This window comes from Nocardiopsis chromatogenes YIM 90109 (assembly GCF_000341185.1).
In the GTDB taxonomy this organism is placed as follows: Bacteria; Actinomycetota; Actinomycetes; order Streptosporangiales; family Streptosporangiaceae; genus Nocardiopsis_A; species Nocardiopsis_A chromatogenes.
In genome coordinates, this window is the sequence record NZ_ANBH01000078.1 from 1 (window position 1) to 15,486 (window position 15,486).

The 15,486-nt window shown below is 67.5% G+C and carries 13 protein-coding genes; 2 read left to right on the forward strand and 11 right to left on the reverse strand.

From position 1 onward, the window contains the following. On the forward strand, positions 1-3,655 hold a 3,655-nt coding region (locus D476_RS32485; protein ID WP_017623417.1), incomplete at its 5' end, for an RHS repeat-associated core domain-containing protein. Between the two features lie 81 nt (positions 3,656-3,736). After that, positions 3,737-4,219 carry a hypothetical protein gene (locus tag D476_RS37315; protein ID WP_152529263.1) on the forward strand — a complete coding sequence of 161 codons (483 nt, stop codon included), beginning with the start codon at positions 3,737-3,739 and terminating at the stop codon, positions 4,217-4,219. A gap of 164 nt (positions 4,220-4,383) precedes the next feature. Here D476_RS37315 and D476_RS0107955 read toward each other — a convergent pair whose 3' ends face one another. The 11 genes from D476_RS0107955 to D476_RS0108010 form a co-directional block, all read right to left on the reverse strand. Then, the gene (locus D476_RS0107955) at positions 4,384-5,460 is read right to left on the reverse strand and encodes a hypothetical protein (RefSeq protein WP_017623418.1); all 1,077 of its coding nucleotides are present in this window, start codon (positions 5,458-5,460) and stop codon (positions 4,384-4,386) included. A gap of 15 nt (positions 5,461-5,475) precedes the next feature. Beyond that, a complete protein-coding gene (gene fxlM, locus D476_RS32490) occupies positions 5,476-7,434 on the reverse strand; it encodes a methyltransferase, FxLD system (protein ID WP_017623419.1) in 1,959 nt (652 codons plus the stop codon). Then, the gene (locus D476_RS32495; protein WP_017623420.1) at positions 7,419-8,669 is read right to left on the reverse strand and encodes a lanthionine synthetase C family protein; all 1,251 of its coding nucleotides are present in this window, start codon (positions 8,667-8,669) and stop codon (positions 7,419-7,421) included. Before D476_RS32495 ends, fxlM begins: the two co-directional genes overlap by 16 nt. Then, positions 8,666-10,792, reverse strand: coding sequence for a lantibiotic dehydratase family protein (locus D476_RS0107975; RefSeq protein WP_020380441.1), 2,127 nt, complete (start codon positions 10,790-10,792; stop codon positions 8,666-8,668). The genes D476_RS32495 and D476_RS0107975 overlap by 4 nt, the downstream gene beginning before the upstream one ends. 74 nt (positions 10,793-10,866) lie before the next feature. Continuing rightward, positions 10,867-11,019, reverse strand: coding sequence for an FxLD family lanthipeptide (locus D476_RS36150; RefSeq protein WP_017623422.1), 153 nt, complete (start codon positions 11,017-11,019; stop codon positions 10,867-10,869). Between the two features lie 335 nt (positions 11,020-11,354). Continuing rightward, positions 11,355-12,194, reverse strand: a complete 840-nt coding sequence (locus tag D476_RS0107985) for a helix-turn-helix domain-containing protein (RefSeq protein ID WP_017623423.1) — start codon at positions 12,192-12,194, stop codon at positions 11,355-11,357. Continuing rightward, on the reverse strand, positions 12,194-12,727 hold the full coding sequence (locus D476_RS0107990; RefSeq protein ID WP_017623424.1) for a DUF6879 family protein: 534 nt from the start codon (positions 12,725-12,727) through the stop codon (positions 12,194-12,196). Before D476_RS0107990 ends, D476_RS0107985 begins: the two co-directional genes overlap by 1 nt. Continuing rightward, positions 12,699-13,133 (reverse strand): hypothetical protein, encoded by a 435-nt coding sequence (locus tag D476_RS0107995; RefSeq protein WP_152529264.1) that lies wholly within the window; start codon positions 13,131-13,133, stop codon positions 12,699-12,701. The genes D476_RS0107990 and D476_RS0107995 overlap by 29 nt, the downstream gene beginning before the upstream one ends. A 180-nt stretch (positions 13,134-13,313) precedes the next feature. Next, positions 13,314-14,207 (reverse strand): tetratricopeptide repeat protein, encoded by an 894-nt coding sequence (locus tag D476_RS0108000; protein ID WP_017623426.1) that lies wholly within the window; start codon positions 14,205-14,207, stop codon positions 13,314-13,316. A 134-nt stretch (positions 14,208-14,341) separates the two neighbouring features. After that, entirely contained in the window at positions 14,342-14,983 is a 642-nt protein-coding gene (locus D476_RS0108005; protein WP_017623427.1) for a hypothetical protein, read from the reverse strand. Further along, a complete protein-coding gene (locus D476_RS0108010; RefSeq protein WP_017623428.1) occupies positions 14,980-15,306 on the reverse strand; it encodes a hypothetical protein in 327 nt (108 codons plus the stop codon). The genes D476_RS0108005 and D476_RS0108010 overlap by 4 nt, the downstream gene beginning before the upstream one ends. Positions 15,307-15,486 lie beyond the last annotated feature (180 nt).

A 15,486-nucleotide genomic window follows, 5' to 3' on the forward strand; every position in this document is an offset into this window, starting at 1 on the left:
CTTCGACGACCGCGGATACGTCGTCGAGACCCACGACGAGGGCGACATCGGCGACCCGGGCGACGACCGGTGCACGCTGACCACTTACAACCGCAACACCGACGCCTGGATCATGGAGACGGTCTCGCGGGTCCAGACGCTCGACGTGGCCTGCGCCGATGCCGATACCGCCGACAAGCCCGGCGACGTGATCAGCGACGTGCGCACGCACTTCGACGGCAAGGCCTACGGTGAGGAGCCCACGGCAGGCCTGCCCACCACCAGGGAGCGGATCGAGGAGTACTCGGACGGAAAGCCGCAGTACCAGATGACCGGGGAGACGACCTACGACCTCTATGGCCGCATGGCTTCATCGACAGATGCCGTTGATAGCACCACCTCCATTAAATATACGGAGCCGATTTCCGGTGCGGCGCCCCGTGAAATGAAAATTACCAACGCGCTGGGGCACGTGCGGAAGATTGAGCGCGATCTCCGCGGAAATCCAGTCGCAAGCGTCGACCCAGAAGGCAACCGAGCTGACCTGACCTACGACGCCTTCGGCCGCCTCACTCAAGTCTGGCTGCCGGACCGCCCCAAGGCCAACAACCCCCGGCCGAGCATGGCCTTCGAGTACCACGTCGCTAAGGACGCACCGGCGCAAGTGGTCACCAAGACCCTCAACGCCAGCGCCGAGTACATCACCTCGTACGAGATCTACGACGGCCTGCTGCGCAAGCGTCAGACCCAGTCCCCGGCCACCGACGGGGGCCGCAGGGTCACCGATGTGTTCCACGACAGCCGCGGCAACACCGTGATCGAGCGCGACACCTACTACAACGAGCAGGAGCCTTCAGGAGACCTGTTCATCGTCAACAACCACGACGAGATCCCCCGCCAGACCGAGACCAAGATCGATGGCGCCGGACGCGCGACCGCATCGGTGCACGTCGCCCGCGGCGAAGAGGAATGGCGCACCAGTACCGAATACCGGGGTGACCGCACTCTGGTGACCGAGCCCGAGGGCGGCACGGGCACCACCACGATCACTGACGCTCGCGGCCGCACGACCGAGAAGCGCACACACCACGGTCGCGAACCCGTTGGCGAATACGACGCGATGACGTATGCCTACGCCAAGAACGACAAATTCTCATCGATCACGGACCCCGGCGGCAACACCTGGGAGTATACCTACGACCTCATCGGTCGGAAGGTCGCTGAAGAGGACCCCGACACGGGGCGGACCACCTTCACCTACGACGCCGCCGACCGACTGGTCACCAGCACCGACGCGCGCGGACGAACTTTGTACACGGCTTATGACGAACTCGGCCGTGAAATTGAGCGTCGGGATTCGGGGCCGGATGGTCCATTGCGTGTCAAACTGACCTACGACGAGATCGCGATGGGGCAGCCTTCCTCGTCAACTCGGTACGTGGATGGTAACGCTTACACGACTAAGATCCTCGGCTTCGATCGAATGAATCGGGTAAGGGGAACGGAAACATCGATCCCCGAGGTTGAAGAAGGGTTGGCTGGAACCTATCGATACCTTTATTTCTATAATCCCGATGGAAGCCTCCAAGGGATCAACATGCCTGCCGTGGGAGAACTGCCCGAAGAAAGTATTGGGTACGCCTACGATGGAATTGGTCAGCTGACCACCGTACGGGGTAACGATGAGATAGTAAACGATGCTGTCTACTCGAAGATCGGTCGCCTGCTGCAGCGCGAGCTCACCCGCGGTACCACTGGCTCGGAAGAGACCTGGGTGACGAGGAGCTTTGACGAGGCGACCGGGAGGCTAGAGAAGACAAGCCTGGTTCATGAGGTCGGGGCGGGGTCGCTGACCACGCAGTTCTACGACTACAACGACGCGGGCAATATCCTGTCCATCCGTGATGAGCCGACCGATGAGGAGCGGCCTTCGGATGTGCAGTGCTTCCAGTACGATCACCTGCAGCGCCTGACCGAGGCCTGGACTCCGAACGCCACGGGCGAGAGCTCGTGCTCCACAGAGCCCAGCTCTGACGATCTCGGTGGTGCGGCCTCGTACTGGGACTCCTACACCTACGACGAGTCGGGGAACCGCGTCAGCGAGACGAAGCGGACCCCGGGCGGGACGACCGACCGGGCTTACACCGGGACGGCCGAGACCGGAGGTCCGGGGCACGGTGTGGCGCGGGTCGATCAGAGCGGCCATGAGGGCGAGAGCGTCTCGACGTATGAGTACGACGAGGCGGGCAACATGGTGCGCCGCAACTCTGAGGACGGCGACCAGGAGCTGACGTGGGACGCCGAGGGCAACCTGGCGAGCGTGACCGGAGCCGCGGCTGAGACCGACTATGTCTACGACGCCGACGGTGAGCGGCTGATCCGCCGCCAAGGGCCGGAGTGGACACTTTACTTGCCGGGACAAGAAGTAACCTGGACCGCTGGTGAAGAGTCGGCTGAGGCAACCCGTTACTACCAGCATGACGGTGATTCCGTTGCAGTGCGCAATTCAGATGGTCTGAAGTGGTTGTTCTCCGATCACAATGGTTCCTCGCAGCTCGCACTGGACGCCAAGACCGGGGAGAGCGTGCAGCGAAGGTTCTCCCCGTTCGGCGAGCTTCGGCAGACCGTTAAGGACTGGCCCGGTGACAAGGGGTATGCCGACGGGACGATGGAAGAGTCGGGGCTAACACAGCTTGGAGTTCGCGCCTACGACCCATCGATCGGCCAGTTTATTTCGGTCGACCCGCTGTTGGATCCGGGTGATTCACAGATGGCGCATGGTTACGCCTATGCAAAGAACAATCCGGTAGCGCTTTCTGATTCTGATGGCTTGTCGCCGTGCATGTGCTGGCCGTGGGGCGGTGGTTCGAACTCTGCCAGTGACTCCTTCTGGTCCGGAGTGGACTGGGGTTCCATCGGGAATTCTCTCGGCAACTACGTTAATGGTGGATCGAATTCATCGGGAGGCGGTTACTCTGGCGGGGGAGGCTATTATGGTGGTTGGGGCTACAGCGGAGGAACAGGAAGCGCTGGCTACGGCGGCGGAAGTGGCGGCTACTCAGAGTCTGGTGGCGCAAGCAAACCGACCTATGTCGATCCTTACGACAACACGTCCTTCTTGGACCCGGTCGGTGACGCGCTGGGAGATGCGAAAAGCGGAGTGAACCCTGCTGGTATCATGGAGGGGATTAAATCTCCTTTGAAGCCCGGCGGTTTCATTCAAGAAAACTGGACATTCATCCAAGGAGTGCTAACGGTTGGCGGATTCGCACTATGCATGTTTGCAACGGCCATGTGGTGTGCGGTCGGTAGTGTTGCGCTTCTCGGGGCAAACCTGATTGTCGACTACTACGGTAGCGGGGAGGACTGGGGTAAGGTCGACTGGGTCGCCCACATTATCGATGCTATGTGGATAATCATCGGAGCTGGGGTTGCTGCCGGGTTGTTGAAATCGGCTTTTCGGACTGCTAAGCCGTTCGTGCGCTGGCATCCCCTTGATAGAGGATTTAGACTTAAGGGGAAGAAGCCAGGGGAAATCCACTGGCCGGAAACCGTTTTCGGCGTCGGTGTTAATGCTCTTCAGTGGGTAATTGCGCAGTGGGGAGCCGGTGCACACAAAGAAGTTGTTCATGATCCTCCGCCGTGTCGGATGTTGAATGATGTAAACTGCATTTAGGGTAGGTGTAAGTTGAGTGTGACTAATGTGAGAATATTGAGAAGCCGGATATCGTTCTATTCTGGTTGTATCCTGTGCTTTGTGACCTCCGCATGGTTTGTATTCATGGTACTTGATGCCGGTGTGACGTTCGATGAAGTCCCGATCGGCAACAAGATCTTCATTTCAGGTCTCGCGGCCATCCTCCTTTGGATATTCTTAAAATTAACTGTTCTTCCGGCGGTGGTTTTGGATCACAAAAAGAGGGTGATTTTGGTTAAAAATATACTACAGCGCGTAGAGATCCCTTTTTCTAGCGTGAAGTCTGTCGAAGTTCCAGGTGGATTGTATATCCGCACATATTCTGGGCGAACTTATGACAGCGCCGCATTTTCTGGTTCCCTGTTTGGAGCTCTCACCGGAAATAAGCAAAACCTGGGTTGCGCCCAAACCCTTAAAGAGTGCATTGGTCAGGATTTGGTGGTTGACGAAAAGAAGGGGAGTGTTTCAGAGAAGATTTATATTCAATTTTACATCCCCATTGGAGTGTTTTGTTTTTATTACACACTGTTTTGGGTTGCTTGAATTGGCTAACTAAATAATAACGGGGTCCGGAGTTGGGGGTAGCGTTGCTGTTAGCTTCTGGTGTGAATTCTGTGATGTCGCAGTTGAGGAGTATGCCAGTTCCTGGGGTTTCGATCGATTATTTCAGTTACCCTGTTTGTGACTGTATGCTAAGAAGCCCTCGTTCAGCGACCGCTGAAGCGCCCTCGGCTGAACTCCAGGGCGATCCGAAGGCACTCGCGAAGACAGGTTGGCACGGCTCTATGCCCTATTCCTGCTGAAAGAACTGCTTCCTCCAGGGCGTCTCGGTCAGCGGTGTGCACTGAACTCGCCCAGGAAGCCAGCACGCCGTGGGCCGCGTAGCCATCCTCGGCGGCCTGTCGGATGATGGTTCTGGTGACGCGGGTCGGTAGGTGGCCGTGGGCGGCGATGTCGGCTGCTGCGATGGCCAGCCGTGTCGTGAACACGATCGGTGTGTCCTTGCCCAGTGCCTCGATGCGGGCGCCGAGCAGGGAGCCGGCCTGCTCGGTGATCTCTCCGACTGTGTTGCGGGCGAGGACTTCCAGGCAGGCAGCAACGGCCCGCTCCCACGGCTCATGGGTCTGCGACCGGGTGACCAACGCCAGCGCCTCGTCGGTGTCCCCGCGGTCGATCGCGGCGACGACGGCTATCTGTCGGCCGTCGAACAAGCGCTCTCCGACGCCGCCGTGGCGCCGCGCCTCCCGTTCGGCCTGCTGCCACCGGCCTGCGGCGGCCAGGGCGCGCAGGCCGTCGCCGAGGCGGACCGTCCACAGCCACTTCACCAGTTCTCGTCGGTCAGGGGCGGTGGCGGTGATGCGGTCGAGGTGCAGTGTGCGGCCCTCCACCTGAACCGGTCGTGCCTCGGTCGCGCCGTTGTTCAGGGTGTCGAGGATGCGGTACGCGCTCGTGCCGTCGCCTGCCCGGATTGCGAGCCGGGCGAGGTTGACCACCGGTTCTAGCGACATGCGGGCGGTGTAGCCGTCCAGCGGGTAGGCGGGCACGTAGAGGTCGGCGTGCTCCCAGCACAATCTGGCCGCCTCATCGTGCAGCCCGACGTCGCTGAACAGCAGCGCCGCGCGGTTGAACACCCGCGCCGCCGCCTCCAACCCTCCGCCGTCCTTGTCGCGCTCCGCTTCGACGGCGTCCTGCTGGATGCGGGCGACGCGCTCCTCGAGCGGTAGAGCGGCGGGACGCGGGCGGGGGACGAGAGGGAAGTGCGCGGCGGCGCGGGGAACTCCCATGGCCTGGTTCGCCTCCTACTTCCAGTGGACGGCCAGCACACCGCCGGGCCGGGGCACCAGTTGGAGCCACGGCTCGGCCTGCGGAGCCTCTTCGCCGTCAAGGTGGTAGGAGAAGGAGGCCTCGCGGCCCCGGTGGCGTGCGTCCCACACCGCTGCGCCTTCGGCCATGAGCATCGCCAGCTCCTTGCCGCGGGGGCCGTGCCCGATGGCGCCGACCTCGCTGCCGCACTCGACCGGCCGCGCGCTCAGGTAGGCCAGGGAACCCTCTTCGACCGTGGCCATGCTCCCCCACCCGAACATCGGCTCCACCAGGCCGGACGACGCGACCTCCGGCTTGACCGGCATGCGCGAGAGCCGGTTGGGCAGGGTGCACGCCAGCCACAGCCACACCCACTCCAGCGACTCGCCCTTGCCCATCACCACGCCGGACCACTCGGTGTGGGAAGGCGAGTGCAGCACACCGGACAGCTCGGCGGCGGAGGCCTGCTGGTCCTTGTTGGCCTGCACCACGACCTGTCCGTCGCCGGTCAGGTCGATGATGCGGCGGGCGTCGTCGCCCACGCCGCCGCGCAGCGGCATGAACGTGCACATCAGCGACCCCGCCGAGACCCACGCCCGGCCGTCGCGGCGCCAGGTGATTGAACGCGACACGTCTCCGGCGATTCGCACCGGGGTGACGGCGCGCCCGGCGGGGGCGAGCTGGTCGAACCAGGCCTCGGGGATGGCGTGCGCGCCCACGGTGGCGATGATGCGGTCATAGGGTGCTCCCTCGGCGTGGCCCAGCGCGCCGTCGCCCTGCACGGCCGTGACCGCCCCGGCTCCGGCGCGGGCCAGGTGCTCGGCGGCGCCTTCCACCAGGTCGGCCTCCACGTCGACGGTGACCACGCTCCCGCCGGGAGTCACCAGGTGGTCCAGCAGGGCGGCGTTGTAGCCGCTGCCGGCGCCCAGCTCCAGGACCCGGTGTCCCGGGCGGGCGTCGAGCTGGCCGAGCATGCCGGCCACGATGCGCGGCTGGGAGGCGCACGACAGCGAGGAGCCGTCCTGGGTGTGCTTGATGTGCACCGCGTCGTCGGCGTAGGCCTGGGCCAGGGTGGCGCCGGGGACGAAGGCGTGGCGCTCCACGGCGCGCATGGCCTGCTCCACCGTCTGGTTGTCCAGGGCCCCGCTGTTCTTGAGCGCGTCCACGAGGGCGTTGCGCATGAGGTGGGCGTCGTCGGTCAAGACCGATTCCTTCGCTAGTCGGGACAGGTGGTACTGGTCGGATCGGGTCAGGCCCATCCGGTTGAAGTGGAAGAGCACGTGGTGGGCCAGCACGGCGCGCAGGCCGCGCTCGAGCCGACCCTTGTAGGTGAGTGCGGCCAGCTGCTCGCCTGCCGTGGTGAACGCGTCGAGCCAGGGTTTCGGGATCATCCCGCGCTCGGCCAGGCGCGTGTGGTCGGCGGCAAGAAGCCGTCGCATGTCGGCCGCCAGGTGCAGGTGGGCCGATAGGGTGTCCGGTCCGCGGGTGCGCGCCACGCGCGCCCACACGTCGGCCTGCTCGTACCAGTCCAACCCGGCCCCGCGCAGCAGGGCCGTGACGAGCAGCGCCGCCTGCTCCCGACGTTTGAACACCGCATCGCCGGGACGCAGGCGTTCGAGGGCGGAGAAGTAGTCGACCAGGTGGGCCGAATCGGCGCGGAACAGCTCATGGGCCGCCTCCATGGCCTCATGTCCGCCGAATACGGCGGTCTCGGGCTCGTAGATGCCGTGGGCCCAGTCGGCCACCCCGCCCTCCTGCTGCAGGCGCTCCAGGGCGGTGTCCAGGTGGGCGCGGGTCAGCGGGCGCTCGTAGCGCAGGCGCCAGCCGGGGTGCTTGCGGATGTACCACCACGAGCCCGGAGCACCGAGCAGCTGGGCCAGGTGCGCGGCGCCCGCCTCGGCGTCGCTGACTTCTGCCCAGGTGATGAAGACCTGGGGCGCTATGCCGTCGTCCACTGGGGGCCTCCTGACGAGGGGGAGTCGATAAGTAGGAAGGCGTCCCACCGCAGGGGGACGTCCAGGGCAGCCAGCGCGCATCCGGCGGCGCCGTCCAGCAGAAAGGCCCCTTCTGCTTCCAGGACCCGGTCGGCCGCCTCCGCGCCGCCGTCGCGCAGTGGGGCCATCAGTGTTCGGGCGGCCTGGGCGAAGCCGCGCCCGGGCCCGTCGGTTTCGGCGGCCCGGGCGATGCGGGCCAGCCCTGCCCGGCCGTGGCACAGGCAGGCGTCGGTGATCGTCGCTAGCGCGTCTGGGCAGGTGAGTACGTGGGCGAGGGCGTCTTCGGCGCGGCGGCGACGAACCGGGTCGCCGGTGGCGATCGCGGCCATCTGCTGGGCACGGGCGATGCCTGCGGCCCCGTAGCACCACGAAGGGCGCCGGGGCCCGCTGGCGGGCCGCTCGCCCCCGCCGTCTGGGGTGGTCCAGTAGGGCCACCACGGGCAGCAGGGGCCCGTCGTGTACCAGGAGTCGAGCCACCAGCAGATCCGCTCCATCGCCTTCACGGCCTCGGGCGGAGCGGTCCCCGTGTTCGCTGATGAGGCGAGCAGCGCCAGTACTCCGGCGATGCCGTGGGCCATACCGGTGTTGGAGTGCCCGGCGGGAAAGTCGGGCATGGGCCGGGCGTTGGGGGCCAGCGGGGTCCACCAGCCCGGGAGGCCGTCCGGCCCGGGCTCGCACATCTCGGCTAGGCACGACACCACATCGGGCAGGTCCCGGTGGCCTGGATCGAGCGCCTGTAGAAGGGCACCGAGCCCGGCCAGCCCCCGCAGGGCGTCGAACTCAGCCACAACCGGCGCCCGCCCTTCCTCCATACGGGCGCGGGCCCGAGCGATGCGGTCCCGGGCGATCCGGTGCACCGCCCCTTCAAGCGGCTCCAGAGCGCGAAGGCACCACAGGTCGGCGCCGCCGTCGCGTGCGATGGCCAGGGTGTAGGCGAGCGCGGGCGCGCCGTAGTGCAGGTGGGCTTCCTCGCCGACTTGGAGCCCTTCCCCGGCGGCGGCCTGAGCCCACTGCTGGGCGCGCGACCACGGCCGCTCCCCCGAGGAGGCCAGGGCGGTGTGCAGGAGCGCCACACCGGCCGCGCCCTGGGCGAGCGACTGGGGCCGCCAGCGGTCCGGCCGCACGTTGGCGGCGACCTCGTCGGGATCACTCAGGCGGTCGGCGACGCGCAACGCGAACCGGTGGTCGGCGCTCACCGGCTGGCCTCCTCAGTCGTGGTTCGGACGAGGGGCACAAGGAGTTCATGAGCACGCCCTGCGGCCCACCCCGCGCTCTCCTCATCAGGGGCCTCGGCCAAACGCAGCGTCGCGTCCTTGCGGGCAAGGCGGCGCAGAAGCGCCACGTGCGCCGCCTCTTCCAAGTCCAGACGCAGCCCGCCATTGGCCGGACCGGCCTCCACAAGCCGTGGGATCCCCCTGCGGGCCCGTAGCTCCTTGACCGAGCGGGACCACTCGTCCCACCGGGCCGAGTGTGGTGGCAGGTCGCCGCTTCGCAGATTCCACGTCGCCGGGGATAGCACGATCCGCCCTGAACGCACCCGAGGCAGGAACGCCAGACCTTCGGCCGCGCCCCACTCGAACCGGGGAATCCGGAGCCGGTGGGCGGTAGTGAGCTCGGCGAGGAAGCGGGCCAGCGGCGGGGCATGGGCGAGGTTCAGGGCGTGGCACACCACGGGCTCCACACGCGAGCGCAGCTCGTGGGACCACAGATAGAACGCGTGGCCGTCGAGGCCGACCGCCAGGTCGCGCAGCTCCAGGACCCGGCCTGCGCCGTGGTGGTGGTCGCCGACCGTGATCACGTGTTCGAGCATGTCGCCCGTGCGGCACACCTCGGGCGCGGCGGGCGGCAGCGGCCGGAACAGCAACTGCGCGGGAACCTTTGGCGCGACGGCGGCCTCAACCACTCGGGCGATGGCGCCGTTGGTGCCTGTCAGGTGGGCGAAGCGGCCCGCCATGGTGCCAACAGCCCGGGAGGTGCCGAGCACGGCCATACGGAAGCGCCCGGAATCGACCGCGGCGGGCGAGCGGGCGTCGACGCGCACCAGCACCTCCATGTGTTCCGGAAGGTCCGCAGGCCGCGGTCCGGCTTCGATCACCTCGTCCGCGTGCACCTCGCGGACACCGTCCAGCGCAACAGCCTGGGCGACTTCCACAAGGCGCCTATCGCGCCGCGTGAACATGCGTTCCCCGCTGCCCGGCTCACGGGCGGCCATCACCGAATGCGCGAGGTTGGCGGCCCAGAGCACCGGGACCAGCGCCTCCTGCCCGTGGGCGCGGGCGAACACATCTCGAAAGCGCGTCCAAGCGGGGGCGGGACTGAGGCGCGGGGCAGCCCGGGCCAGAAGACCGCCAGCCTGCGCTGCGGCCTCGAACACCCCAGGGGGCAGGTCCACGGTGCAGTCCAGGAGCGTATCCAGCGCCAGCGGATCGCCTTCGGCCTCAGGCGCGAGGACGGACAGCCGACCCGCCGCTGCGTCGCGTTCGGCCCTGCCCGCCCCGGGGGCATCAGCCCGTTCGACCACCCGGTGCGCGTCGACCACCAGGCCTTGAAACTCCGTACCCACCCCCAGCTGCTCAGCGAGGAGTTCCAGCTGTGCAAGCGGTGCTCGCTCCGATGCCGACGGAGTCAGGGAGGAGACCAGCGCCCCTGCTGGAACCAGCTGCGCCAGCAGCTCTTGGACCGCCACAACCCCGGCGTCGGGGAAGGCCTCGGCGACCTGGTCGGCCACCTTCGTCCATGGAACCGGATGCGTGGCGGCCTCGATCGCAACCTGGGCAGGTCCGGTCAGCTTCAGTGAGACCTCGCCGCCACGGCGCGGCACCATCAGACGGTCGTCGCGGCGACGAATCCCGGCCGAGGTCACAAGTTCCACCCCGGCGGTCGCCCTCGAGGCCGCCTCCAGCCAGGACACGGCTTCGGCGACCACGGCACCTGCCGGGGCGACACGCACTCGGTGCTCCGTGCCCCACGTCGCTGTGCACCTCGGGGCGCGCCGCACCGGGGCCGCGCCGGCCATCAGGCCGAAGGGAGTGGCCCGGTGGCGCATGCGAAGCAGATAGCGGGCCAAGGCGGCCGTGGTCTTTCGCTCCCGCTTGGCAGCCCTGGCTTTGGAGGTCATGTCCTCCACCGCTCGCGCCAGACTCGGGGAAGCACGGGAGACCGCTTCAGCGATCCACGGCCGCGCCCACTGCCGCGCCACCCACTCGTGGCGCTCACGGTGCCCGGCGCCGTCGACAAGGTCGGGCCAGGGGCCCGGATCTTCACAAGTCAGCGGGGCACGGATCAGTGCCCCCTCGACGGCGGTGAACGGTTCGCGCAACGCAACCTCCCAGGACGGCACAGGGCGGGGCCGACGCCCGTAGGGCGGGCGTCGGCCACGTCAAAGAGGAAGGGTCAGTCGACGTAGCTTCCGGTGCAGGCGTTGGGGCAGGACGACCCGCAGTTGTCCTCGGTGAGGTTGATCAAGGACTCCGCCTCGTCGGAGGTCTCGATCAACCTGATGTCCAGGTCGAAGCCTTCGGGGGCGGCGGTCGCGTCCGTGTTCATGCTCGCTCCTCTCGTACGGCGGACCGGGCGCCGTCCGGCCGGTCCGCATACCGCCCGCCGCGTGGGCGGACAGTATGCGCACCGCCCCTCCCCTGTAGAGGGCAAGCCGCCAGGCTTCCGGTGTTGCTGCAGGGCATGAAGGAGAGGTAGCTGGCGCGAGCTGACAGGGCTTCCAGTCGTTGTGCAGGAGCCTCAGGCAGGACTGTCGGCTCCACCTTCGGGAGGAGGGGGTGCTCGATACGCTCCGGGGCGTCGACATGCCGCGTCGAGGGGGTCATGCCGGTGAAGCTATGGGGGCGCCTCTTCAAGGCACCAGAAGTTTGCTCGTGTTTGCTTCAACAAGCTTTCGTCGCGGCGTGTGAGATCAACTCATGGGCTGCGCGCCCGTACACCGCTGCCTGCTGCAGTTGTTCGAAGGCGCGCGTGTACAGGGCTATTTCTCGCGGCTGGGTGATGGTCAGCTCTGCGCTGTAGGTCTCCACCATCACCGCCTGCTCGTCGAAGACGACGAATCCCTCGCCCGGCCAGATCGCTGCCGGGGCCGCCGCTGGGATGATGCCGAGGCTCAGCCGGGCCAACGACATGACCTCCAGCAGGTACTCCAGCTGTCCGCGCAGGACTTCCGGAGTGCCGATACGGGTGTACAAGGCCTGTTCGCCCAGCAGGCACGCGAAGCGCCGCCGCCCCTGACGGAGGAAGCGGCGGCGCTCCATGCGTGCAGCTACCCCGGCCTCGACGTCGCCGCCGGGCACCTCGTAGAACTCGGTTCCCATGGACAGCAGGGCGTGTGCGTAGCCGGGGGTCTGCAGCGCTCCCCACACCACGGCGGGTTCGTAGACCCGGATGTGGTGCGCCTGCTCGTACAGGCCGACCGATCGTTCCTGGCGCTGGCGTGTGCCCCGCCGCAGAGCCTGCTTCCATTCGGTCCACAGCGACTCGACGTGCCGCACGGACGTGAGCAGGTCGGGGACCTGGCTACGGGCACCGCAGTGGCGGCACCACACGATGACGTCGGCCTCGGAGGGGGTCTGTTTTCCGTGCTCGATCTTGGAGACCTTCGACAGCTGCCACCCCGCTGCTGAGGCCAGCGCGCGGCCGGTGAGCCCCGCATCTTTGCGGATCTGCCGCAGCCGGGCACCCAGCAGTTCCCGGGCCTGCTGAGCCTGACCCGACATCAGGACAAACGGGGAGTGTAGGCCTCGTGCGGGATCGCCATCGCCCACAGCTCATCGCGCACCCGTATGCACTCGGCCACGGTCTCGGGGTCGGTGACGATCTCCGAGCCCAGGACCCGCCCGTCGGCGTCGAAGTGCCCCACCGCCAGGTATTGGTCGTCGCACAGCCACCAGTCGGCGCCGTCGAGGGGCATCTTCAGTTCTGCGGGCAGGCGGTGGCGGGGGAGCCAGCGAATGTCCTCACCGGCCGCGATGTTGTCGTGGGTGCCCTCGTGCTCGAACCGGATGTAGGAGGTCAGCGGCTCGCTCACCACACGCACCCGGCGAACGGTACGCCCGTTGCCGGTGAGGGCGCGGATCATATCGAGCCAGGGCCGCATCCACTCCTGGTCGTCCGGTTCGCCGCGCAGCCACGCCGTATAGGGGTCTTCCTCCTTGGGGACGTGGTAGTCATCGCGAAGTTCCAGGTGGAACGCGTCGCGGGCGATCTGGCTGAGGAGGTGGTTACGCTCCTCGCTGCTGATCAGCTTCACGGGGGTCCTTCAACAGGGCGGCGAGTTCGGTCTTGGGGATCTCGACACAGTCTTCATGACCGGGGAGCCGGATGCGGCGCCGGATGTCGTCGTCGGTGACGGTGCGTCCTTGGATGATGCAGGACTCGTCGTCGACCCCGGCGACGATGGGCGGTTCGCGGCGGACTGCACCTGCGGGAACGCCGTCCTTGGCGAGGTGGTCCAGGAGCCGGTCGTAGATCGCGACGGCGGTGTACCCGTCGGGAACGGTGACTCCGTCGGCTGGGGGGATCTTGTACCCCTGGACGATGTAGGTGTCGCGGTCGGTGGCATAGAGGGTGGGAGAGTCGCCCACCTTGGACTCCTTACCGAGGAAGGTCAGCTTCATGCTGCGCTCCAGGGGGTTGCTCGGGTTTGCTCGGATCATCCGTGAAGCAAAGTGCTGCGGTCAAGGAGGAGGGCGCTCGCATCATGAACGGGGGCGGCGCCCGAGGGAGCGGTTTGTGGTTGTGAGCCCTTCTTTGGACGTCGGATACCGCCGAACGCCGCGGCCTTCTCGCCCGGTAGGCCGCTTATGCCGGAGGCGGGCCGCCTCCGGCTGNGGCGCCTATCCCTGCATGAGGCAGGACAGTTCGGCGGCGTCGGTGTCGGCCCCGATCGACTCGGCGAGGTCGCGGGCCTGGGCCAGCACCCCTTGCGCCTCCTTCTGGCGGCCCTGCGCCTGGAGGGCGAGCGCGAGGGAGCGGCTGGTGCGCACCACGGGGTAGTCCTCACCTGCGGCCCTGAACCAGTCGAGGGCGCCCCGGAGGTATTCCTCGGCGGTGGCGTGGTCGCCGGTGTCCCTGAAGCTCTCCCCCAGTCGGCGCTCCATGAGGACCACCCCCCGCTCCCGCCCCTGTTCGGAGAAGAGGTGCTGGGCCTCCCGGAAGTGGCCCCGGGCGGTGACGGGGTGGCCCCTCTTGAGAGCGATGACCCCCAGCGACTCCAGGCCGGAGGCCTGGCCCAGCAGGTGTTCGGCGGCGATCCACAGCGCGCGTGCCCTCACGTGCAGGCGCTCGGCCTCATCGAGCCGGTCCTGCCACATGTGCAGGGCCCCCAGGGCGGAGTACATCCGGGCCTGGGGAGCGGCGTCGCACTGCTTGGCGGCCTCCAGCCCCACTTCGTGGGTGAGGCGCCAGGTGTGCCACGGCTTGCGGATGTGCAGCCAGGCCCACATGCCCTCGCACAGCGTCCACGCGAGTTCGTTGCGGCCGGTCTCGTAGGCGATCCGCACGCAGGCGCGCACGAGGCCGGCGTTCGCGTCGTACCAGTGGAGGGCGTCTTGGGTGCTGGCGAAGGCGTTGGTGATGTTCTCGTAGCGGGGGGACAGGACCCACCGGTTGGGGTTGAGCCGCCGGTCGGCGGCCAGGGCGAGGGGCTCGACCACATCGAGCAGGCTCTCGACGGCGGGTTCGACGTCTTCGGGTCCCGGGGGGAGGTCGCTGAGGACCGTGGGCGGCATGTCACTCCAATCGGTTGGTGAAGGTGCTGACGAGGTAGAGGCCGAAGCCTCCGTCCCCGCCTGACTCGACGTCGAGGGGGCGCAGGTGCGGGAACGCCGTGCCGCCTGGTTGACAGTGGTATCGAGCGCGCCGGTCACGGTTCTTCCATTCCAAGGACGCGCTGGGCGGCGTCCTCCTCGCCCCCGGCGCTGTAGGCGTAGGCGAGTTTGGCCCGGCAGATCTCAACGGATTCGGAGCAGCCATCGTGTTCGGCCGCCCTCAATCCCAGGGCGGCCAGGTGAGCGGCGTCCTGCCAGCGGCCCACCATCGTCAGGTAATCGGCCCACTCGTCGGCGGCCTCGATCACGATCCGCCGGTGCCTGGCCTCGTCGGCGATGGCCGAGGCGCACCGCAGGAGCGCATCGGCGTGCGGGCGGTCGTCGAGCCAGTCCAGCGCGGCGGCGAAGGCGCGGCCCGCCTCGTCGGCATCGCCCCGGAACCAAGAGTCCTCGGCGTCGGTGTTGTGTTCCAGGGCGCACCCGTTGAGGTGGTCGGCCACCCGAGCGAGCCCTGAAAGGAGGTCGGCCAGGTCCAGTGGGCGCACGGGGGTGTGCCTGACCGGTTTCCAGACCCCGCGGCGGTTGCGGCGCATGATCCGGTCCTGTTCCAGATGGGCGAGCAGTTCGGCGGCCTCGGCCTCGGTGTGGTTGAGCAGCGCGGCCGCCATGGGCGCGGTTAGGGGCGGCACCATCGGGTGGCACAGCAGTGCGATGTCGCGGTCGGTGGCTGTGCTCATGGGGTGTTCGCGTTCTCCTTCAGACGGGCGGCGGGGCGGAAGGGGGACTGGTGCGGGGTGTGGGCAGGGTCGCCGGTGCTCACTGCGTCCAGGGCGTCCAGGAGCTGGACGGTGAAGCCGTGGATCCATGCCGAGCCGGAGGTGTCGGGGCCGAGCAGGGGGAACTCGTGCAGGGCGCTGCGCACGAGGATCTGTAGGACCGGCACGGCGGTGGGCTCACGGGGGATGTGCAGGGCGGTGCCGGCGCGGTCTAGGTGCAGCTCGGCTGCGGAGCCGCGGCCGGTCCAGCGCAGGGCTGCGGGGTCAAGGCAGTCAAGGTCCATCGGGGGTCCTTCACAGGGGGGAGGGGCCCGCCCCTCGGGGAAGCAATAAGGGGCGGGGGGCTGGTCCGGCGGAGGCCGGCGAGCGCCTCACCGCCGGGGAACGGGCTCGGGGCGGTGTCGGTCGTGGGGGGCCGGGGGGCGGTGTTCCGTTTCGCGATGCCGCGTTCACAGGGTCTGCCC